The organism is Saccharopolyspora hirsuta (genome assembly GCF_008630535.1).
Classification (GTDB): Bacteria; Actinomycetota; Actinomycetes; order Mycobacteriales; family Pseudonocardiaceae; genus Saccharopolyspora; species Saccharopolyspora hirsuta.
In genome coordinates, this window is sequence record NZ_VWPH01000010.1 from 199,410 (window position 1) to 223,793 (window position 24,384).

A 24,384-nucleotide genomic window follows, 5' to 3' on the forward strand; every position below is an offset into this window, starting at 1 on the left:
TCACCCGCCGAGCTCCTCGTCCAGGCGGCGCCCGATCTCCGCCAGGGCGGGCGGGTCGGCGAGCAGGCCGTCGTGGGTGGCGTCCACCTCGTGCTCGGCGATCCGGCCGGTCACGTGCGGCCGCCAGTCCTCCGCCCGCCAGCGGCGGGCGCCCGGTTCGCGCCGCAGCGCGGTGAACACCAGCAGGTCGCCGTCGAACCGCTGCGGCTCGAAGGTGGTCATGATCCGGTTGTGCTGCACGAAGACCTCGGTGGTGGCCTTGAGCCCGGCCTCGCCCAGCGCGGCGAGCCTGCTGCCCTGCCTGCGCAGCTCCTCGGCGTAGCGGCTCAGCACCGCGTCGCGGTCGGTGACGAGTTCCTCCGGGTCGTAGCCGAAGCCGCTCGGGAAGATCGAGGCGAGGATCTCGTGCTCGGCCGGGGCGGCGGTCGGCCGGTCCTCGGGGGCCGGGAAGGAGTCGACGATCACCAGGTGGTCGACCTGCTCGCCCAGCTCCTCCAGCCGGGTCGCGATCGCGTGCGCCACCAGCCCGCCGAAGGACCAGCCGAGCACCCGGTAGGGGCCGGTCGGCTGCACAGCGCGGATCTGCTGGACGTACTCCGCGGCGAGCTCCGCGACGGACTCCGGGCGCCCGCCGCCGGTCAGCGCGGGAGCCTGCAGACCGTACAGCGGCTGGTCCGGGGACAGGTGCGCCAGCAGCCCGGCGTAGGACCAGCTGGTGCCGGATGCCGGGTGCACGCAGAACAGCGGCGGCCGGTGCCCGCCGGTGCGCAGCGGCAGCACCACGGCGAAGGGGTCGGCGGCGGAGTCCGATCCCAGCTCGGCGGCGAGTTCGGCCACCGTGGGGGCCTCGAACACGCTGCGCACCGAGAGCTCAGCGCCGAACACCAGCTGGATGCGGCGCACCAGCTGCGCGGCCAGGAACGAGTGCCCGCCGGAGCGGAAGAAGTCGTCGTGCACCCCGACCGACGGCAACCCGAGCACCTCCGCGAACAGTCCGCACAGGACGCTCTCCTCCGGGGTGCGCGGCAGCTGGTCGGCGGTGCGCTCGCCGTCCGGGTCGGGCAGCGCGGCGCGGTCCAGCTTGCCGTTGCGGCCCAGCGGGAGTTCGTCGAGGAACGCGAACGCACCGGGCACCATGTGGTCGGGCAGCGCCTGCCCGAGGTGCTTGCGCAGTTCGGCCGCCGCCACCGGCAGGTCCCGCTGCGGCACCACGTAGGCGACCAGCCGGGACTCGCCGTTGCGGCCGGGCCGCGGCACGACGGCGCACCGGGACACCGCCGGATGCCCGGCGAGCACCGCCTCGACCTCACCCGGTTCCACCCGGAAGCCGCGGATCTTGAGCTGCAGGTCCGCGCGACCGGCGTAGTGCAGCTGCCCGTCGCCGCTCCAGCGGGCGAGGTCCCCGGTGCGGTACATCCGGGTGCCCGGCGGGCCGAAGGGGTCGGCCACGAACCGCTCGGCGGTCATCCCCGGGAGGTCCCGGTAGCCGCGGGCCACCCCGGCACCGGCGATGTGCAGCTCGCCGACCGCGCCGGGGGCGACCGGGTTGAGCCAGCGGTCGAGCACGTACGCGCGCAGCCCGCCGATCGGCCGCCCGATCGGCGCTGGCCCGGATTCCCGGGACGGGGGCGTGCAGCCGACCACCACGTGCGTCTCGGTCGGACCGTAGTGGTTGTGCAAGCGCCGGTCCGGGTGCTGGCGGACGAACTCCGCGATCGCGGGCGTGCGGACCAGCGCCTCCCCGGCCTGCACGACGTCGCGCAGCGCGGGCAGGTGGCGGCCCCGCTCCACCGCGGCGGTGGCGACCGCCTCCACGACCAGCGCCGGGGCGAACAGCTCGGCGACCTCGTGCTCGTCGAGCCAATCGACCAGCGGGCCGGGGTCGCGGCGCACCTCCTCCGGGCACACCGCCAGCGTTTTCCCGGTCAGCAGCGCGGAGAACACCTCCTGCGCCGACACGTCGAACCCGATCGGCGCGAAGTGCGCCACCACGCGACCGGGCGCGGGTTCCAGGACCTCGCGCTGCCAGGCGAGCAGGTTGGCCATCGCCCCGGCGGTCATCTCCACCGGTTTCGGCCGACCGGTGGAGCCGGAGGTGTGGATCACGTACAGCGGGTGCTCCGGGCGCAGCCGGGTGCCGCGCTCGGCGTCGGTGAGGTCCGCATCGCGCTCCTGCGCCAGTTCGGCGACCAGGTCCGGGTCGTCCAGCGCGAACGGTGGCGGGACCTCGGCGGGCAGCTGCTCGGCCAGGTCCGAGGTGGTCAGCAGCAGCGGGGCCCGGAATCCCGCCAGGGTCGCGGCGACGCGCTCCGGTGGCAGCGCCGGATCGACCGGCACGTAGGCCGCGCCCGCCTTGACCGCCGCCCAGAGCGCGACGAGCTGGGTCGCCCCGCGCGGCAGGAACAGCGGCACGGCCTGCTCCGGCCCCGCACCCCGGGCGATCAGCCACCGGGCCAGCCGGTTGGCGCGGCTGTTCAGCTGCGCGTAGCTCAGCGCTGAACCGTCGAGCACCGCGGGCAGGTCCGGGCTCCGGCGCACCTGCGCTTCGAACTGCTCCGGCAGGCTCCGCCACGGCCGCTCGACGGCGGTGTCGTTCCAGCCCTCGAGCACCTGGCGCCGCTCCCCCGGCGACAGCACGTCGATCCGGCCCACCCGCACCTGCGGATTGGCGACCGCCGTCTCCAGCACCCGCAGCAGCCGGTCGGTCAGCGCGACCGCGGTGTCTTCGTCGAACAGGTCGGCGCTGTACTCCAGCGTCGCCCGCACCCCGGCCGGGCTGCCGTCGGCGGCGTGCTGCTCGACGAAGGTGCAGGAGAGGTCGAACTTGGCGACCGGCGAGCTGATCCGCTCCGTGGTCACGCTCAGCCCGGGCACCCGACCGGCGACCGCACCGACCGCGGAGCGGTCGTTGTTGTCCACCGTGAGGTGCACCTGGAACAGCGGGTGCCTGGCCAGCGACCGCTGCGGGTTGAGCACCTCGACCAGCCGCTCGAACGGCAGGTCCTGGTGCGCGTAGGCGTCGAGATCCGTGCTGCGTACCCGGTCGAGCAGTTCCCGGAACGTCGGGTCGCCCGAGAGGTCCGCGCGCAGCACCAGGGTGTTGAGGAAGAACCCGACGAGCTCGTCCAGCGCGTCGTCGGTGCGCCCGGCGACCGGGGTGCCGATCGGGATGTCCTCGCCCGCGCCCAACCGGGACAGCAGGGCGCTGACCCCGGCCTGCAGGACCATGAACAGGGTGGCGCGGGCGTCCCTGGCCAGCCCCACCAGCCCGGCGTGCAGACCGGGTGGGATGTCGAACGGGACCAGCCCGCCGCGGTGCGAGGCCACCAGCGGGCGCGGCCGGTCGGCGGGCAGCTGGAGCTCCTCGGGGAGCCCGGCGAGCTGCTCGGACCAGTAGGCCAGCTGCCTGGCGATCGGGCTGTCCGGGTCCTGTTCGGACCCGAGCTCGGCGTGCTGCCAGAGCGCGTGGTCGGCGTACTGCACCGGCAGCGGCTCCCAGTCGGGCGCGCGTCCGGCGCACCGCGCCGAGTAGGCCATCGCCAGATCCCGCCGCAGCAGCGGCATCGACCAGCCGTCCCCGACGACGTGGTGCATCACCAGCAGCAGCACGTGCTCCGCCGGTGCGTCGGAGGGTTCGAACAACCAGCAGCGCAGCGGTGGTTCGGCCGCGAGGTCGAAGCGGGTGCGCAGCGCGCGGCCCATCTCGTCGGGCAGCTGGGCCTCGCTGGTCGCCACCACGGCCACGTCCGGTTCGAACGGCTCCCGCACGACCTGGTGCAGACCCGCGTCGTCCTCGGCGAGGACCGTCCGCAGCGATTCGTGCCGCGCCACCACGTCGGCCAGCGCGGCGCGCAGGGCGTCGCGGTCGAGCCGCCCGCTCAGGCGCAGCGGCAGCCAGATGTTGTACGTGGCGGCCCGGTCGACGCGGTCCAGGAACCACAAGCGGCGCTGGGCGAACGACAGCGGCACCCGCGCCGGGCGCGGGGTCACCCGGCGCACCGGTCGCCGCACGCGGCCCGCCCGGCCCAGCAGCGCCGAGATCCCGGCCACCGTCGGGTTGTCGAACAGCTGGCGGATCGCCAGCTCCGCCCGCAACGTCGAGCGGATCCGGCTGACCAGCCGGGTGGCCAGCAGGGAGTTGCCGCCGAGCGCGAACAGGTCGTCGTCGATCCCGACCGACGAGCGGCCCAGCACCTCGGCGAACAGCCCGCAGAGGATCTCCTCCTGCGGGCTGCGCGGGCCGCGCCCGGTCCACCCGTGCTCGTCCGGCGCGGGCAGCGCGCGGCGGTCGACCTTGCCGGCCGGGGTGGTGGGCAGCTGCGCCACCGGCACGAAGAAGTCCGGGACCATGTAGGCGGGCAGGACCTCGGCGAGCTCGGCGCGGGCCCGCGCGGTGTCCGCCGCCTCCGGCACCACGTAGGCCACCAGCCGCTTGTCCCCCGGCCGGTCCTCGCGCACCACCACGGCGGCCGCCTCGACGTCCGGCCGCGCCGCCACCGCCGCCTCGACCTCGGCCAGCTCGATCCGGAACCCGCGGACCTTCACCTGGTCGTCGGCCCGGCCGGCGAACTCCAAGCTCCCGTCGCGGTTGCGGCGCACCAGGTCACCGGTGCGGTACATCCGGGCGCCCGGCTCGCCCCACGGGTCGGCGACGAAGCGCTCCGCGGTGAGCCCGGGGCGGTGCACGTACCCGCGGGCCAGTCCGGCGCCGCCGATGTAGAGCTCGCCGACCGCGCCTTCGGGCACCGGTCGCAACCGGGCGTCGAGCACCGCGAGCCGGGTGTTGTCCATCGGCCCGCCGATCGGCACCGCCTCGCCCACCTCCGCGGCCGAGCGCACCGCGTGGTGGGTGGCGTTGACGGTGATCTCGGTCGGGCCGTAGAGGTTGGTGACCGCGGTCCGCGGGCAGGCCTCGAGCACGCGCCGGAAAGCCGCCGCCGACGCGGCGTCGCCGCCGGTGCAGACCTCGCGCATCCCGGCGAGCAGCTGCGGGCGTTCTTCGGCGATCAGGTTGAACAGCGCTGTCGTCAGCAGCGCACCGGTCACCTCGTGCCGCTCGATGACGTCGGCCAGCACGCCGAGGTCGACCTCACCGGGCGGCGCGACCACCATCCGGTGACCCGCCAGCAGCGGGATCCACAGCTCGTAGGTTGCGGCGTCGAAGGCGTTCGCGGAGGTCATCAGCACCCGTTCGTGCGCTCCGCCGCGCCAGCGCCGGTCCCAGGCCAGCTCGGCGACCCCGCGGTGCGTCACGCCGACCCCTTTGGGCGTGCCCGTGGAGCCGGATGTGAACATCACGTACGCCAGCTGATCGGGTGCCACCGGCACCTCCGGGCTGGTGGACGGCTGCGCGGCCAGCTCCTGGTCGGTGTCCACCACCACGCGGCTCAGGTCGAGATCGGCGACCAGCTCGGCCATCCGGCTGTCGGTCACCACGACCTCCGCACCGACCTCCCGGACGACCTGGCGCATCCGCTCCAGCGGGAACGCGTGGTGCAGGGGCACGTACGCACCACCGGCTTTGAGCACCGCCAGCGCGGACACCGGGACGTCCGCCGAGCGCTCCAGCAGCAGGGCCACCGGGCTCTCCGGCCGCACGCCGAGGCCGATCAACCGGTGCGCCAACCGGTTCGCCCGCTCGTCCAGCTCGGCGTAGGACAGCTCGTCGGCGCCGGAGACCACCGCCAGCTCGCCGGGCCCGCGCCGCACCTGCGCGGCGAACAGCTCCGGCAGCGACCGCTCCGGCACCTCGGTGGCACCGCCAACGGCCACCCCGCTCGGCGCGGCGCGCACGCCCAGCTCGGCCACCGGCCGGTCCGGGTCGGCCGCGATGTCCTCGACCACGGCCACCAACCGGTCCAGCACTGCCCGCGCCTCGGCTTCGCCGAAGACGTCGGGGCGGTGGTCCAGCCGCAGCCACAACCGCTCCCCCGGGGCCCCGATCAGCGACAGCGGGTAGTGGTTGGCGTCCTGGCTGTCCACGGAGGTCACCCGCAGCCCGTCGCCGCCCGGCCCGGAACCGCCGCCGGAGGGGTAGTTCTCGAACACGGTCAGCGTGTCGAACAGGCCACCGCGCCGCCGCCCGACCTCGACCAGCCGCTGGATGTCGCCCAGCCCCAGGTACTGGTGCGCCAGCAGTCCGGCCTGCTCCTCCTGCAGCCGGTGCAGGAACTGCGCCGCGGTCTCCGCCGGGTCGAGCCGGACCCGCAGCGGGACGGTGTTGATGAACAGGCCGATCATGTCCTCCACGCCGGGGACCTCCGGCGGGCGGCCGGAGACGGTGAGGCCGGTGACCACGTCGTCCCGCCCGGTGAGTCGCGCCAGGACCAGGCCCCACGCGCCCTGCACCACGGTGCCCAGCGTCAGCTTCTCCCGCCGCGCCCACTCGGTCAGCGCGCGCGTGGCGGTGTCGGAGACGTGCCTGCCGAGCCGCTGCGGGACCACCGGCACCACGTCGGCCTCCGGGGCCACCAGCGTCGGCCCGGCCAGCCCCTCCAGGGCCGCGCGCCACGCCCGCTCCGCGGCCGATCTGTCCTGTTCGGACAACCACACCAGGTAGTCGCGGTAGGGCCGGACCGCGGGCAGGCCGCTGGTATCCCCGCCGGACCGGTAGAGCGCCACCAGCTCCCGCCACAGCAGCGGCATCGACCACCCGTCGAGCAGGATGTGGTGGAAGGTGAGCAGCAGCCGGTGGTCCTGCTCGCCGCGCCGCACGAGGGTGAACCGCAGCAGCGGTGGTTTGGCCAGGTCGAGCCTGGCGGCACGGTCCGCGTCGAGCACCCGCTGCTCCTCGGCCGCTCGGTCGCGCTCCGGGAGCCCGGACAGGTCCACCTCGTGCCACGGCAGCGCGACCGAGCGCGGCACGACCTGGACCGGTCGGCTCAGGCCCTGGTAGCGGAACCCGGCGCGCAGGTTCGGGTGCCGGGCCAGCAGGGCCTCGGCCGCCGCGCGCAGCGCCGAGGTGTCCAACGGGCCCGCCAGGTCCAGGGTCAGCTGGATCGCGTAGACGTCCGGCCCGACCTCGTCGTAGACGTGGTGGAAGAAGATCCCCTCTTGCAGGGGGGAAAGCGGAAGGATGTCCTGCAACTCCGCGCGGCTCACTGTTCGAGGTCCTCCCAGTCCGCTTCCAGCAGTTCGATCTCGCCCTGGCTCAACGACACCAGCGACACGTCCGAAGGCGTGTAGCCGCCAGCAGCCGGTTCGCAGGCGTGCTCGACGAGCACGTGCAGCGCCCGCCCCCACAGCTCGGCCAGCTCGGCGACGTCGGCTGCGGACATCAGGTCGCGCGGCCAGACCCAGTTGGACTCCAGCCGCGGGCCGTCCGGGCCGTCCCGGGTCACCGTCGCGACCTCGAGCAGGTGCGGCAGCCGCATCCCGGGCGCCTGCCCGCCGATCCCGGCCATGTCACCCAGCACGGCGAAGTCCGCGGCCCGTCCGGTGGAGGCCGATTCCGCCGACCGCCCGAGGTAGTTGAAGCCGATCTGGGCCCGCGGCAGCCCGCCCAGTTCGGCGGCGCCGCGCGGATCGGTGTAGCGCAGCAGCCCGTAGCCGAGGCCGCGGTCGGGCACCGCGCGCAGCCGCTCCTTGACGTGCCGGAGGAGCTGGCCCGCCGCCGGGCCTGCCGCCCACGCCTCGGCGTGGTCGAAGGCGGCGGTGTCCAGCAGGACCGGGTGCATGCTCGCGAACCAGCCCATGGTCCGGGTCAGGTCCACGCCGCCGACGATCTCCTCCTCGCGCCCGTGGTTCTCCAGGTCGACCAGCACGCCCGCAGCGGCGTCCCGGCGCCAGCGGCCCAGCGCCAGCGCGAGCGCGGCCAGCAGCACATCGGTGACCCCGGTGTGGAAGACCTCGCCGACCTCGGTCAGGACCGCTTCTGTGAGCTCCACCGGCACCTGCCGGGTGATCCGCTCGCAGTCGGCGTTGGTGGCGCTGATCGCGGGCCCGGTCTCCCACAGCTGCACCGACTTGCGGTGCTGCTCGCTCCAGTGCGCCAGCTCGGTCCGCAGCTGCGGCCGCCGCCCCCACTCCAGCAGGCGGGTGGCCCAGCGCCGGAACGAGGTCCGCACCGGCTGCAGGGCGACGTCCAGCCCGTCGCGCACCGCCTGCCACGCCTCCTGCAGGTCGGGCAGCAGGATCCGCCACGACATCGGGTCGACCGCCAGGTGGTGAGCATCGACCAGCAGCACTCCCGGCCGGTGCTCGCCCAGGTCGAAGTGCACGACCTGCAGCAGCACCCCGTCGGCCAGGCAGAGCCGTTCGCGCGCGGCGGTGGCGTGCGCGACCAGCTGCTCCGCCAGCTCGACATCGTCCGATGTGGACAGATCCACCCGGTGCACGCAGCCCGCGGCGCGCACCGATCCGGGCGGGCGGACTTCGAGTTCCCAGTCCTGCCCGGCACCGGGCCCGCCCGTCTGCGGGTCGGCGCTGAAGTGCATCCGCATCCGCAGCGCGTCGTGGTGGTCGAGCACCGCCTGCACGGCGGCGCGCAGCTGCTCCAGGTCGCAGTTCTCCGGCGCCCGCAGCACCTTCCACTGGTTGAGCTGGTCCACCGGGCCGCCGAGCTCGGCGAACCAGTGCAGGACCGGGGTGAGCGGGACCGCGCCGACCCCGTCGGCCGGGTCCTCGTCCGCCGACTCTTCGGCCCGCTCGGCGATACCGGCCAGCGCGGCGGGCGTCTGCTGCTCGAACACGTCCTTGGCGGCGAAGACCAGCCCGGCTCGCCGGGCGCGGCTGGTGAGCTGGATGGACATGATGCTGTCCCCACCGAGCGCGAAGAAGCCGTCGTCGACGCCGACCTCCGGCAGCCCCAGCACCTCGGCGAACAGCTCGCACAGCACGACCTCCACCGCGGTGCCCGGGGCCCGGCCGGTGCTCTCCGCCCCGTAGTCGGGCACCGGCAGCCGGGCGCGGTCGGTCTTGCCGTTGACCGTCAGCGGGATCGACTCCACCGGCACCAGCGTCGCGGGCACCATGTGCTCGGGCAGCCGCCGGGCCAGGTGCTCCCGGATCCCGGCCAGATCCGCCTCCGCCGTGCGCGGCACGAGGTAGCCGACCAGCCTGCGGTCGCCCGGCCGGTCCTCGCGGACCAGCACCACACCCCGAGCCACGTCCGGGTGCTCGGCCAGCACGGCCTCGATCTCGCCGAGCTCCACCCGGAACCCGCGGAGCTTCACCTGCTCATCGGCCCGGCCGACGAACTCCAGCGCCCCGGCGCCGGTCCAGCGCACCAGGTCACCGGTCCGGTACATCCGGGTCCCCGGTTCGCCGAAGGGATCGGGCACGAACCGCTCGGCGGTCAGCCCGGGCCGGTGCAGGTAGCCGCGGCCGACGCCGGACCCGGCCAGGTACGCCTCGCCCACCACTCCCGGCGGGACCGGCCGCAGCGCGCTGTCGAGCACGTAGATCCGATCCCCGCAGATGGGCCGCCCGGCGTCGGGTGCGGCAGTCCCGCGGAGCGGTTGGCTCATCGTGGTCAGCACCGTCGACTCGGTGGCGCCGTAGACGTTGATCAACCGTCGGCCCGCGTCCCACCAGCGCCGGGCCAGGTCGGCGGAGAAGGACTCCCCACCGATCAGCACCCCGCGCACCCCGGGCACCTGCTCGGGGTCGAGCGTGCTCAGCAGCGCGGGCGGCAGCGTCAGGTGGGTGATCCCGTCGCGGCGCACCACCTCGGCCAGCTCGGCACCGCCGACGTGCCCGTCGACCGGGCCGAGCACCAACGTGGTGCCGGTCAGCAGCGTCATCGCGAAGTCGCCGACCGCGGCGTCGAAGTTCGGCGACACCAGCTGCAGCAGCCTGCTGTCGGCGCCGAGCTGGAGCCGCTCCGCGTGCGCCGCGGCCAGGCTCGCCAGACCGCGGTGGTCGAGCACCACGCCCTTGGGGCGCCCGGTCGAACCCGAGGTGTAGATCGCGTACGCCGCTGATTCGGGGCGCAGCGGTGCCGTCCGCTCCGCGTCGGTCGGGCGACGGCCCGGCCGGGCCGCGATCTGCGCGCGGGTCGCGGGGTCGTCGAGGACTTCGACCGGGATGTCGCCGGTGGGCAGTGCGCCCCGGAGGTCACCGGTGGTGACCACCAGCGCCGGCCGGGCGTCGCCGAGCATGAACTCGAGGCGGTCGCGCGGGTAGTTCGGGTCGATCGGCAGGTGCGCCGCACCTGCCTTCTGCACGCCGAGCAGTGCCGCCACGAGGTCTGGTGTGCGCGGCAGCGCCAGCGCCACGAACTGCTCCGGGCCGACGCCGCGCGAGATGAGCTGGTGGGCGAACCGGTTCGCCCTCTCGTCGAGCTCCGCGAAGGAGATCTCCTCGGGGCCGGCGACCACCGCGGTGCGACCGGGGGTGCGCACCACCTGCGCTTCGAAGAGCTCGGCCCAGGTGGCCGGTGGTTCCGCGGGTCCGGCCGCGCCCCACCCGACGAGCACCCGCTCCCGCTCGACCGGGTCGAGCAGGTCCACTTCGGACAGCCGCCGCGCGGGGTCTGCGACCTGCGCGCCGAGCAGGGCGAGGAACCAGCGCCCGAGCGATTCCGCGGTCCGGTGGTCGAAGAGGTCCGAGCTGTACTGCAGGGTGGCCACCAGCCCGTCCGGGGTGCCGTCCGCCGCGTGCTGCGGCGCGAAGCCGAACAGCAGGTCGAAGTTGGCCGCTCCGGTGTCCAGCGGGTAGTCGGTGACCGACAGCCCGGAGCGACCGGTCCCGACCGGTGCCGCGCCGCGCGTGTTGTCCAGCGACAGCATCACCTGGAAGAGCGGGTGCCGGGACCGGGACCGCTCCGGTTGCAGCGCGTCCACGACGCGCTCGAACGGAACGTCCTGGTTGGAGTAGGCCGCCAGGTCGGTCTGGCGCACCCGCGCCAGCAGCTCGCCGAACGTCGGGTCGCCGGAGACGTCGTTGCGCAGCACCAAGGTGTTGACGAAGAAGCCCACCACGTCATCGGTCGCGGGCTCGGTGCGCCCGGCGACGGTCGTGCCCAGCGGCACGTCCACCCCGGCCCCCAGCCGCGACAGCAGCCCGGCCAGGGCGGCTTGCAGCACCATGAACAGGCTCACCCCGTGGGCCTGCGCGACCGCCACCGCGCGCTCGTGCAGCTCGGCCGGGATCTCCAGGCGGACCCGGCCGCCCCGGTTCGACGCCGTCCCGGGGCGCGGCCGGTCGGTCGGCAGCGCGATCTCCTCCGGAATTCCGTCCAAAGTGGATCGCCAGTGCGCGAGCTGCCGGGCGAGGACGCCGTCCGGGTCCCCCTCGGCGCCGAGCAGCTTCCGCTGCCACACCGCGTAGTCGGCGTACTGCACTCCGGGCGGTCCCCAGCCCGGCTCCCGCCCCTCGCACCTGGCCCGGTACGCCTCGGTGAGGTCTCGGGCCAGCAGCCGGACCGACCACCCGTCCGCAGCGATGTGGTGCATGCTCAGCAGCAGCACGTGCTCCGGTTCCGGGCCGTCGGTGCCGCGCACCGCGAACAGGGCCGGGCGCAGCGGGATCTCCCTGGTCAGGTCGAAACCGCGGCGGGCCGCGGCGGTCAGCCGCTCCGCCAGCTCCGCCTCGGTCACCTCGCCGAGCTCCCAGCGCAGCTCGACATCGGCGAGCACCAGCTGGTGCGGTTCGTCGCCGTCGTCCGGGAAGATCGTGCGCAGTGCGGCGTGCCTGCCGACCACGTCGTCCACCGCCGCGAACAGCGCCGCCCGGTCCAGCTGCCCGGACAGCCGCAGCGCCAACGGCATGTTGTACCCGGCCTCGCCCGCCTCGAGCCGGTTGACGAACCACAGCCTCCGCTGACCGAAGGACAGCGGCACCCGCTCCGGCAGCGGAGTGGGCTCCAGCCGCGCCCGGTCGCTGCCACCGGCCAGTTCCAGGGCCCGCGACAGCTCCGCCACCGAGGGGGTGTCGAAGACCTGCCGGACGGTCAGCTCGGCGCCGAGCACGGCGCGGATCCTGCCGACCAGCCGGGTGGCCAGCAGCGAGTGCCCGCCGAGCGCGAAGAAGCTCTCCTCCACCGCGACGTCTGCCACCCCGAGCACCTCGGCGAACAGCCCGCACAGGATCTCCTCGCGGGCATCGCGCGGCGCGCGCCCGGCGGCCGGGCTCGGCGGCGCCGGGGCGGGCAGCGCCGTCCGGTCGAGCTTTCCGCTGGCGTTGAGCGGCAGCTCCGGCAGCACCACGAACGCGGCGGGCACCAGGTGTTCCGGCAGCCGCCGCGCGACCGCGTGCCGCAGCTCCTCGGCGTCCGCGCCCGACCCGGCGACCAGCACGGCGTAGGCGACTAGCTGCGCGTTCCCGGGCCGGTCCTCGCGCACGACCACCGCGCAGCGGTCCACCTCCGGGTGCCCGGCCACCGCAGCTTCGACCTCGCCCAGCTCGATCCGGAACCCGCGGACCTTCACCTGGTCGTCGGCCCGGCCCAGGAACTGCAGATCCCCGTCCCGGGTCCAGCGCACCAGGTCGCCGGTGCGGTACATCCGCGCCCCGGCTCCGCCGAACGGGCACGCCACGAAGCGCTCCGCGGTCATCGCGGGCAGCCCCAGGTAACCGCGGGCCGTCCCGGAACCGGCGACGTAGAGCTCACCTGGCACGCCGGGCGGTACCGGGCGCAGCAGCGCGTCGAGGACGAAGACCCGCGCGTTGCGCACCGGGCGCCCGATGTGCGGGGTGCTCCCAGCTGTCAGCGGACCGCTGATCGTGGCCGCGACCGTGACCTCCGTCGGGCCGTAGGCGTCGAGCACCCGCCGCCCGCCGCGGGCCCACCGCGCGACGAGCTCGGCACCGACCGACTCGCCGCCGATCACGGTGCACCGCAGTGCCGGTGCCTCGGTCTCCGGCACCGTCTCGAGCAACGAGGCCGGCAGCATCACGTGCGTGATCCGCTCGCCGGTCAGCAGCTCGCCGAGCTCGGCACCGGCGATCCGCCCGGCCGGGGCCAGCACCAGCGCGGCACCGGACGACAGCGCCATCACCACGTCCGCCACCGACACGTCGAAGTTCGGCGACACCACCTGCAGGACGCGGCTTTCGGCGTCGAGCTCCAGCCGCTCGTGGTGGCTGACCGCCAAGGCGCGCAATCCCGAGTGCGTGACCGCGACGCCCTTCGGCGTCCCGGTCGAGCCGGACGTGTGGATGACGTAGGCCAAGTCGCCCGGGCGGGGTGCACCCGGCAGGTCCGCGCCGCCCGGCTCGGTCCCGTCGACCGGCAGCAGCAATCGCGGGTCGCAGCCAGCGATCCCGTCGCGCAACCCGGTGGCGTCGGTGAGCACAGCGACCGGTGCTGTTGCGGTGAGCAGCAGCTGCACCCGCTCCGCCGGGTGTTCGCGGTCGAGCGGCTGGTACGCCGCACCGGCCTTCTGCACTGCCAGCAGCGACACGATCCAGTCCGGGCAGCGCGGCAGCGCGACCGCCACCACTTGCTCCGGTCCGGCGCCGCGGGCGCGCAGCCGCCGCGCCAGCAGGTCGGAGCGCGCGTCCAGCTCGGCGTAGGACATCCGCTCGCCCGCCTGCTCCACCGCGACCGCCTCGGGCGTGCGGCGCACCTGCTCCGCGAACAGCTCCAGCCACGACGACTCCGCGACGGCGGACCCGCCGTCGCGGCTCCACCGGTCGAGCACCAGCGCCCGTTCCTCCGGCGCCAGGGAGTCCACTTCGGACAACCTGCGCCCCGGGTCGGCGGCGACCGCGGCCAGCACCCGGCCGAAGCGGTCCACCAGACCTCGCGCGGTCTCGCGGTCGAAGAGATCGGTCGCGTACTCCAAGGATCCGCGCAACGCGACCGCGGCGCCGTCGGCGCTGCGCCGTTCCCGCACGGCGAACGCCAGGTCGACCTTCGCGGTACCGGTGCCGACGGGGTGTCCGCGCACCGCCAAGCCCGGCCAGTGCTCCACCGCCGCGGACGCGTCGATGTTGTTGAACGCCAGCGACACCTGGAACAGCGGGTGGCGCGCTGCCGAGCGCTGCGGGTTGAGCGCCTCCACCAGCTGCTCGAAGGTCACGTCCTGGTGGGCGAAGGCGGTCAGGTCCGCTTCCCGGACCCGGTCCAGGAGCTCGGCGAAGGTCGGGTCGCCCGAGGTGTCGGTGCGCAGCACCAGGGTGTTGACGAAGAACCCGACGAGGTCGTCGACCGCCTCGTCGTGCCGCCCGGCCACCGGGACGCCCAGCGGGATGTCCTCGCCCGCCCCCACGGCGGACAGCGTGGCGGCCAATGCCGCCTGCAGCACCGCGAACGTGCTGCACCGGGCGCGCACCGCCAGCTCCTGCACCGCCCGGCCGACCTGCTCGGGGAGCTCGAAGTCCACGTGCGCACCGCGGTGGCTCGCCACCGCGGGCCGGGGCCGGTCCGCGGGCAGCGGGAGCTCGTCGGGAATCCCGTCCAGCGCACTGGTCCAGTACGCCAGCTGCTCGCCGAGCAGCCCGTGCGGGTCCGATTCGGAGCCGAGGAACTCCTGCTGCCACAGCGCGACATCGGCGTACTGCACCGGCAGCGGGGTCCGGTCCGGCGCCCGCCCGGCGGCCCGCGCCCGGTACGCGTCACCGAGATCGGCCACGAGCAGCGGGATCGACCAGCCGTCGCACACGATGTGGTGCAGGACGAGCGCCAGCACGGCCTCCTGCTCGTCCACCGTGAACAGCGTCGCGCGGATCGCCGGGGCAGCGGCCAGGTCGAACGGGTGCCGGGCCGCCTCGGCCACCTCATCGTCGAGGCGGTCTTCCGCGGTCGCCACCACCTGCAGCTCCACCCCGGCGTCACCGGCGTCGAGCACGATCTGGTGCGGGCCTTCGGCGTCCTCGGCGAACACAGTGCGCAGCACCTCGTGCCGGGCCACCACGTCCGCCAGCGCGCTCTCCAGCGCCGCCCGGTCCAGCCGCCCGGACAACCGCACGGCGATCGGGATGTTGTAGTGCGGCCCAGCACCCTCGTACTGGTCGAGGAACCACAGCCGCCGCTGGGCCGCCGAGAGCGGAATCCGGCTCGGGCGCGGGCGCACCGCCACCACCGGTGGCCGCGCTCCGCGGGCCCGGTCCAGGGCACCGGCCAGCCCGGCCACCGTGCGGGTCGCGAACAGCTGCCGCAGCGGGAGTTCCACCCCGAAGGCGCTGCGGACCCGGTTGACCAGCCGGGTGGCCAGCAGCGAATGCCCGCCCAGCTCGAAGAAGTCGTCGTCGATCCCGACCGCGGGCAGCGACAGCACCTCCGCGAACAGCGCGCAGAGGACCTCTTCGCGCGGGTCGCGGGCCGCCCGCCCGCCGGGCGCGCGGGAAAGCGCGGGCGCGGGCAGGGCCGCGCGATCGAGCTTGCCGTGCGGGGTGCGCGGCAGGTCCGGCAGCGCGATCACCGCCGAGGGCACCATGTGCTCCGGGAGCACGGCCGCCACGGCACCGCGAAGCCGGTCCACGTCGATCTCGGCGGCCCCGTCGGGCACCACGTAGCCCACCAGGCGCTGGTCGCCCTCGCGGATCTCGCGCACCACGACCGCGCAGCGCCGCACCCCGGGCTGGGCCAGCAACGCGGCCTCGACCTCGCCGAGCTCGATCCGGTGGCCGCGCAGCTTGATCTGGTCGTCGGCGCGGCCGACGTAGACCAGCTCGCCGCCCCGGTCCCGGCGCACCAGGTCCCCGGTCCGGTACATCCGAGAACCGGGCAGGCCGAACGGGTCGGCCACGAACCGCTCGGCGGTCAGCTCCGGACGGCCGAGGTAACCGCGCGCGAGCTGGGGACCCGCCACGTGGAGCTCCCCGACGACCCCGTCGGGAACCGGGTGCAACCCGGCGTCGAGCACGTAGGCGCGGAGGTTCCGGAACGGCCGCCCGATCGGCACGTCCCCGGGCGGCGTCGGGGCGCCCGGCGGCAGCCGGTGCTCGAGGCAGTTGACCGTCAGCTCGGTCGGGCCGTAGACGTTGCGCACCTCGACGTCCGGGTGCCGCTCGCGCCACTCCCGCAGCGCGGGACCGCGCAGCGCCTCGCCGCCGATGAGCAGCAGTTCGGCTGGAGAAGCCGCGGCCGGCAACGAGTTCAGCAGCTCCAGGTGGCTGGGGGTGACCTTCAGCAGCGCCGGTGGCCGGTGGCCGCCCACCCCGTCCTCGGTCAGCTCCGCGAACCGCACCTGGCCGCCGCTGACCAGCGGGGTGAACATCGCGGTGATCGTCAGGTCGAAGGCGACCGAGGAGTGCACCAGCGATCCTTCGGCCGCCGCCGCGTACGCCCCGCTCCCCCGGGACAGGTACGCGCCGAGGCTGCGGTGCTCCACCACCACGCCCTTCGGCCGACCGGTGGAGCCCGAGGTGTAGATGACGTAGGCCGGTTGCGCCGGAACCACCCGGGTTCCCGCGAGGTTCGCCGGGTCGCGGCGGGCCAGTGCGGCGCGCGAGGCCGGGGTGTCGAGCAGCAGCCGCACCCCGGAACCCCGGGTCGGCCGCGGGCACCGGTCGGTGTGCTGTGACGTGGTGATCAGCAGCTCCGGCCGCGCGTCGTCGAGCAGGTGGGCGATGCGCTCGGCCGGGTAGTCGGGGTCCACCGGCACGTACCCGGCACCCGACTTCAGCACCGCGAACAGCGCCACCAGCAGGTCCACCGAGCGGTGCAGGCAGACCGCCACCAGCGAACCGGGGGCGACCCCTCGCTCGACCAGCAGCCGCGCCAACCGGTTCGCGCGGATGTTCAGCTCCGCGTAGGTCAGCACTTCACCGCCGTGCGCGACCGCCGGGGCGTCGGGCGTGCGCGCCACCTGCGCCTCGAAGAGCGCGGGCAGCGTCGTTTCGCCGACCTGCTCGGCGGTGTCGTTCCAGTCGACGACGATCCGCTCGCGCTCGGCGGGGTCGAGCAGGTCGACGGTGGCCAGCCGCTGTCCCGGCGCCCGGTGGACCGCGGTGAGCAGGCGGAGGTACCGGCGCACGATCGACTCGGCGGTCTCCGGGTCGAACAGGTCGGTGCTGTAGACCAGCGTCCCGCGCAGCCCGGCCGGGGCACCGTCGGCACCACGGGTCTCGGTCAGCCCGAACGACAGGTCGAACTTGGCCGCACCGGTCCCGGTGGGCAGCGCGGAGGTGGTCAGCCCGGGAAGCTGCGGCCCGCCGGTGCGGTCACCGGAGTCGAAGGTCAGCATCACCTGGAACAGCGGGTGCCGCGCGGCTGCGCGCTGCGGGTTGAGCTCCTCGACGAGCCGCTCGAACGGCACGTCCTGGTGGGCGTATGCGGCCAGGTCGGTTTCGCGGACCGCGGCGAGCAGGTCCTCGATGGATGCATCTGCGGGCACTTCGGTGCGCAGCACCAGCGAGTTGACGAACAGCCCCACCAGGTCTTCGGTCGCCTCGTCGCCGCGACCGGCCACCGGGACGCCGATCGGGATGTCCGCGCCACCGGTGAGCCTGGACAGCAACGCCGCCAAACCTGCGTGCAGCACCATGAACACCGTCGCGTGGGTGGTGCGCGCGAGCTCGGTGAGCCCGGCGTGCAGGTCGGCCGGGATCTCGAACTCGACGGTCGCGCCGCGGTGCGAGGGCACCGCGGGGCGGGGCCGGTCCACCGGCAGGCCGATCTCCTCCGGCAGCCCGGCCAGCTGCGACCTCCAGAAGTCCAGCTGCTCGGTGAAGACCTCGGCATCCGCCAGCAGATCTCGTTGCCACCCGGCGTAATCCGCGTACTGCACCGGAAGCGGCGACCAGTCCGGGGCGCGGCCCGCGCACCGCGCGCCGTAGGCCTCCCCCAGCTCCCGCGCCAGCACCCCGACCGACCAGCCGTCGCACACGATGTGGTGCGCCACCAGCAGCAGGACCGACTCCTCGTGCCCGAGTTCGAAGAGCCGCGCCACCAGCGGGGTTTCCCGGGCGAGGTCGAAGCGGTACCGCGCCGCGTCGGCCAGCACCTCCGGCAGGTCGTCGTCGCTGGTGGGCACCACCTGCAGCACCGGACCGGTCTCCGCCGGGGGCAGCACCACCTGGTGGGCGCCCGACTCGTCCTCCTGGAAGACGGTGCGCAGCGACTCGTGCCGGGTGACCACATCGGACAGTGCCGCCCGCAGCGCACCCCGATCGACCGCGCCGGAGAGCCGCAGCGCCAACGGCATGTTGTAGGTGGGGCTCGGCCCCTCCAACCGGTGCAGGAACCACAGCCGCTGCTGGGCGAAGGACAGCGGAATCCGCTCCGGGCGCGGTGCCGCCCGCAGCTGCGGACGCGCCCCGCCACCGCTGTCGAGCAGCGCGGCGAGCCCGGCCGGGGTCGGCGCGTCGAACACGCTTCGCACCGGCAGCTCCACCGACAGCACCGACCTGATCCGGCTGACCAGCCTGGCGGCCAGCAGCGAATGCCCGCCGAGGGCGAAGAAGTCGTCCGCCACGCCCACCTCGGGCACCCCGAGCACCTCGCCGAACAGCCCGCAGAGCACCTCCTCGCGCGGCCCTCGGGGTGCGCGAGAGCGACTGTCCGGTGCGTAGGACGGCTCCGGCAGCGCCGCGCGGTCCAGCTTGCCGTTGGGCGTCAGCGGCATCGCGTCGAGCTCGACCACGGCGGCCGGGACCATGTACTCCGGGAGCACTTCGGCCACTGCGGCGCGCAGCACCGCCCCGTCGACAGGTCCGGCGGCGGGCACGACGTAGCCGACCAACCGCTGGTCTCCCGGCCGGTCCTCACGGACGACCACGGCTGCCTGGTCGACGGTCGGGTGCGCGGCCAGGGCGGCGGCGATCTCGGCCGGTTCGATCCGGAAGCCGCGCACCTTCACCTGGTCGTCGACCCTGCCCCGGTACTCCAGCTCCCCGCGCCGGTTCCAGCGGACCAGGTCGCCGGTGCGGTACATCCGTTCGCCGGGTTCCCCGAACGGGCAGGCCACGAACCGCTGCGCGGTCAGCTCGGGCCGACCGGAGTAGCCGCGCGCGAGTCCCGGCCCGGCCAGGTACAGCTCGCCGGGCACGCCCACCGGGACCGGCCGCAGGTCGCGGTCCAGCACGTAGACCCGGGTGTTGCGGATCGGGCGCCCGATCGTCGGTGTGTCCGCGGAGACCGCGGCGGCCGTGGACCAGATGGTGGTCTCGGTCGGACCGTAGAGGTTGGTCACCGACGCCGCCCGGTCGTGCAGGGCGCGGGCCAGCCCGCCCGGCAGCGCCTCCCCGCCGACCAGCACGCGAACGCCGGACAGCGCGGGCGAGTGCGCCCCGTCCCCGATCGCTTCCTGCCACAGGCTCGGCGTCGCCTGCACCACCGTGATGCGCTCGTCGGCGATCGCCCGCCGCAGCGCCGCCGGGTCCCGCACCACCTCGCGCGCCGCCAGCACCACCGTCGCGCCCGCCAGCAGCGGCGCGAAGAGCTCCAACCCGGCGATGTCGAAACCGACCGTGGTCACCGCCAGCAGCCGGTCGTCCGCGGCCAGCGGCGCGACCTCGCCCATCGCGGTGAGGAAGTTCAGCAGCGCGGTGCGGGTCACCACGACGCCCTTGGGGAGCCCGGTCGAGCCCGAGGTGTAGATGACGTAGGCCGGGTGCGCGCCGGGAACAGCGCGGCCCGGGTCGTCGGCCGGAGCCGACGCCAGCTCGGCGGCGGTGGCCTCGTCGTCCAGGATCACCGGCCGCGCGGTCGCGGGCAGGGTCGCCGCCAGCTCGCGCGTGGTCACCACACAGGCCGGTGCCGCGTCGTCGAGCACGTGCCCGATCCGTCCCGCCGGGTGGTCCGGGTCGATCGGCAGGTAGGCCGCGCCGGTCTTGAGCACGGCCAGCAGCACGACGAGCAGATCCGCGGTGCGCGGCAACAGAACGCCGACCACGTCCTCGGGACCGGCCGGCCGGGCCAGCAGGTGGTGCGCGAGCCGGTTCGCCCGCAGGTTCAGCTCCGCGTAGGTCAGGGCGGTTCCGGCGAACTCGACCGCGCAGCGGTGCGGATCCCGCGCGGCTCGGGCCTCGAACAGCTCGACCACCGAGCGCTCCCCGAGCGGGCCAGCGGTGTCGTTGCGGTCCACCAGCAGCCGCTGCCGCTCGGCCCGCCCCAGCACGTCGAGCGCGCGGACGCGGCGCTCCGGGTCACCGACCGACAGCGCGAGCACCCGCAGGAACCGGTCCACCAGCTCCTGCGCGGTCGCCGCGTCGAACAGCTCCGCGCTGTACTCCAGGCTGCCGTCCACACCGGACGCCGCACCGTCCGCGGCGTAGCGCTCGCGCAGGCTGAACGCCAGGTCGTAGCGCGCCGTCGTGGTGGCCACCTGGTAGGGCTGGGCCGTCACCCCGGTCAGCACCGTGGTCGGTTCGGCCTCCTGCGGCGGGACCATCGACAGCAGCACCTGGAACAGCGGGTGCCGGGACAGCGTGCGGGTCGGGTTGAGCACCTCGACGAGCCGCTCGAACGGCACGTCCTGGTGGGCGAAAGCGGCCAGGTCGGTCTCCCGCACCCGGCCGAGCAGGTCGGCGAAGGTCGGGTCGCCGGACAGGTCGTTGCGCAGCACCAGGGTGTTGAGGAAGCAGCCCGCGAGGTCGTGCAGCGACTCGTCGGCCCGCCCCGCGACGGGCGCACCGATCGGCACGTCGTCCCCGGCTCCCGAACTGGACAGCGTGACCGCGAGCGCGGCCTGCACGACCATGAACGGGCTGGTGCCGGTGCGCCGGGCCAGCTGCTCCACCCTGGCGTGCAAGTCCGCCTCGATGCGGAACCGGACGTGGGCGCCGCGGTGGTCGGGTGCGGCCGGGCGCGGCCGGTCGGTGGGCAGCGGGAGCTCTTCGGGCAGGCCCGCCAGCGCTGTCCGCCAGTGCGCCAGCTGCCTCCCCAGCGGGGACCGCGGGTCGGCCTCGTCGCCGAGACCGTCCCGCTGCCACACCGCGTAGTCCGCGTACTGCACCGGCAGCGGCGCCCAGTCCGGCGCTGTGCCCGCGCACCGGGCGGTGTAGGCGGTGCCGAGGTCCTCGGCGAGGACCGGGATCGACCACCCGTCGGCGGCGATGTGGTGGGTCAGCACCAGCAGCACGTGCTCGGTCGGCCCGGTGGAGAACAACCAGGCCCGGACCGGTGGCTGCGCCGCCAGGTCGAAGGGGGAGCTCGCCGCGTCCGCCAGCGCGGCGTCGAGTTGGTCGGCGCTGCAGCGCACTTCGACGAGCTCCGGCCGGAACTCGTCGAGCACCACCTGGTGCTCGCCGTCGGGGCCGTCGGCGAACCGGGTGCGCAGCGGCTCGTGCCGGGCGACCAGGTCGCCGAGCGCGGCGCGCAGCGCGGGCACGTCCGGGCTCCCGTCGATGCGCAGCGCCAGCGGCATGTTGTAGGTGGTGTCCGACGGGTCGAGGCGGTTGAGGAACCAGAGCCGCTCCTGGGCCGAGGACAGCGGGATCCGCTCCGGGCGGGTGCGGCCCAGCAGGCCGGGGCGCGCCCGGTCGCCGCCGTCCAGCGCCCGGTCCAGCGCTGCCGGTGTCGGGTTCTCGAAGATCTCGCGCACGGACAGGTCCACCCCGAGCGCCGCCCGGACGCGGTTGACCAACCGGGTGGCCAGCAGCGAGTGCCCGCCCTGTGCGAAGAAGTCGTCGTCGACGCCGATCCGCTTCGCGCCCAGCACGTCGGCGAACAGCCCGCGCAGGACCTCCGCCCGGGGTCCGGCGTCCGCCCGGGCCCCGCCGGCCGGTGTCGCGTCGGGCAGCGCCCCGCGGTCGACCTTGCCGTTCGGGGTCAGCGGCAGCTCGTCCAGCACGGTGAACGCGGTGGGCACCAGGTGGTCCGGGAGTTCGGCGGCCAGCTGTCCGCGCAGCGCCGCGGTGTCCAGCGAGGTCCCCGGGTTCGGCACGACGTAGCCGATCAGCCTGGCGCTGCCGCCCTCGCCGCGGACCGCGGCAGCCGCCCGGTCGACACCCGGGTGCCGTAGCAGCGCCGCCTCCACCTCGCCGAGCTCGATCCGGTAACCGCGCACCTTGACCTGGTCGTCGACCCGGCCGAGGAACTCCAAGTTCCCGTCGGGGCGGAACCGCCCGAGGTCCCCGGTGCGGTACATCCGGTCGCCCGGCGGGCCGAACGGGTCGGCGACGAACCGCTCGGCGGACAGCGCCGGACGGTTCAGGTAGCCCTGCGCCAGCTGGGCACCGGCCAGGTACAGCTCGCCCGGCACACCCTCCGGCACCGGGCGCAGCGCGCTGTCCAGCAGGTAGAACCGGGTGTTCCACACCGGGCGGCCGGAGGGCACCGCACCGCCGGGAACCGGGTCGGCGGGGTCGATGCGGAAGGTGCCGGTGCCGACGGTGGCCTCCGTCGGGCCGTACTCGTTGATCACCGCAGCCCCCGGGTGCGCCGCCCGCCACTCGGCCACGGCCGCGCCGGGCAGCCCCTCGCCGCCCACCACGAGCTGCCCGGTGGGCTGGAGCCCGCGCGGGAGCCCCCGCAGGATCGGCAGGTGCGCGGGGGTCACCTTCAGGAAGGTCGGCGGTTCACCGGCGGCCGCGTCGGCCAACTCCGCCACCCGGACCTGACCGCCCGCGGTCAGCGGCCCGAACAGCGAGGTCACGGTGAGGTCGAAGGAGACCGGCGAGTGCAGCAGCGTCCGCCCGGACAGGCCGGGGTAGTTCTCCCGCGCGAAGGCCAGGTAGTGGTTCAGCGCGCCGTGGTCGACGACCACGCCCTTGGGGGCTCCGGTCGAGCCCGAGGTGTGGATGATGTAGGCCGGGTGTCGCGGGGTCAGCCGCGGCCGTTCGGAACCGTCCAGGTCGGCCCCCGGGTGCTGCTCGACCTCGGCGCGCACCGACGCCAGTTCGACCACGCGCTCGTCCGGGGCGCCGGGGACGGCGCCGGTGCCGGTCACCACGACCGGCGGCGCGGCGTCCTCGACGAGGAAGCGGATGCGCTCCTCCGGGTAGGCCGGGTCGACGGGGAGGTAGGCGGCCCCGGACTTCAGCACCGCCAGCAGCGCCACGATCAGCTCCGCGGACCGGGGCAGGACGACCGCGACCACCGATCCCGGACCGCTGCCCCGCTCGACCAGCAGCCGCGCCAAGCGGTTCGCCCGCGCGTTGAGCTCGCCGTAGGTCAGGGAAGCGCCCTCGGACACCACCGCGGTCGCCTCCGGGTGACGCGCTGCCCGGGCCTCGAACAGCTCCGGCACGGTGGCTTCGGGCACCTCCCGCGCTGTTTCGTTCCACCGCACCAGGACGCGTTCGCGCTCCTCGCCGCCCAGCAGCCCGATCCGCCCCACCGGGGCTCCGGGGTCGCGCGGGATCGCCTGCAGCACCCGGACGAACCGCCGGGACACCGCCTCAGCGGTCGCAGTGCCGATCACCGCCGGTTGGTGGTCGAGCTGGAACCGCAGCGGCCGCCCCGGGCTGGCCACCAGCGCCAGCGGGTAGTGCGTCGCGTCCTCCCCGGCAGCGCGCAGGATCCGCACGCCGCCGCCGAGCTCACGCGCGCCCGCACCGCTGTCCGGGTAGTTCTGGAACGTGCACAGGGTGTCGAACAGCGGGCCGGAAACTCCGCTCCACCGCAGCACCTCGGGCAGCGGGACGTGCTGGTGGGCCAGCAGCGCGAGCTGCTCGTCCTGGAGCCGCCGCAGCATCGCGGCCACCGGTTCGTCCGGGCGCAGCCGCAGCCGCAGCGGCACGGTGTTGGCGAACAGGCCGACCATCGACTCCACGCCGTCCAGCTCCGGTGGCCGCCCGTTGACCACCACGCCCGTCAGCACGTCGTCGCGGCCGCTGAGCTGGCCGACCACCTGCGCCCAGGCCCCCTGGACCACGGTGTTGAGCGTCAGACCGCTCTCCCTGGCGCACGCGGTGAGCGCTTCGGATTCCCCCTCTGACAGTCCGAAGTGGACGCGCTCCGGGAGTTCCGGGGCACGTCCGGCGGTACCCGCGACCAGGCACGGTTCCCGCACCCCGGCCAGGGAGCGGCGCCAGGCGTGCTCGTCTGCGTCGGCGTCGCGCTCGGCCAGCCACGCGAGGTAGTCGCGGGTCGAGCGCACCGGCGGCAGGACCGCCGGGTCGCCGCCGCTGTCGTGCAGCCGGAACAGCTCCCGGCCCAGCACCGGCAGCGACCAGCCGTCGACAACGATGTGGTGGAAGGTCAGCACCAGCTGGTAGCGCTGCGCGCCGGTGCGCGCCAGCACGAACCGCAGCAGGGGCGGCCTGCCCAGGTCGAAGCGCTCCAACCGCTCGGCGGCGGTCAGCGCGGCCAGGTCGGCCTCGCCGCGACCGCGCAGGTCGACTTCGCGCCACTGCAGCGGCACCTCGCGCAGCACGACCTGCGCCCACTCCCCCGACTTCCGGCGGCGGAAGCAGGAACGCAGCGCCGGGTGCCGCTGCAGGAGCGCTTGCGCGGCGGCGCGCAGGCGGCCGGGCTCCACCCGCCCGTCCAGCTCCAGCACGGACTGCCCGGTGTAGACGTCGGTCGTCGCCCGGTCGTACTCGTGGTGGAACAGCAGACCTTCCTGCAGCGGGAACAGCGGCAGGATGTCCTCGATGGTCGGGCGCACG

The 24,384-nt window shown here is 74.8% G+C and carries 2 protein-coding genes; both read right to left on the reverse strand.

Annotation, left to right across the window (positions count from 1 at the left end; genetic code table 11):
* On the reverse strand, nt 1-7,101 hold the full coding sequence (locus F1721_RS22565; RefSeq protein WP_170301570.1) for an amino acid adenylation domain-containing protein: 7,101 nt from the start codon (nt 7,099-7,101) through the stop codon (nt 1-3).
* Nucleotides 7,098-24,383: a non-ribosomal peptide synthetase gene (locus F1721_RS22570; protein ID WP_170301571.1), complete on the reverse strand. Its 17,286-nt coding sequence runs from the start codon at nt 24,381-24,383 to the stop codon at nt 7,098-7,100. The genes F1721_RS22565 and F1721_RS22570 overlap by 4 nt, the downstream gene beginning before the upstream one ends.
* Nucleotide 24,384: the final 1 nt, after the last annotated feature.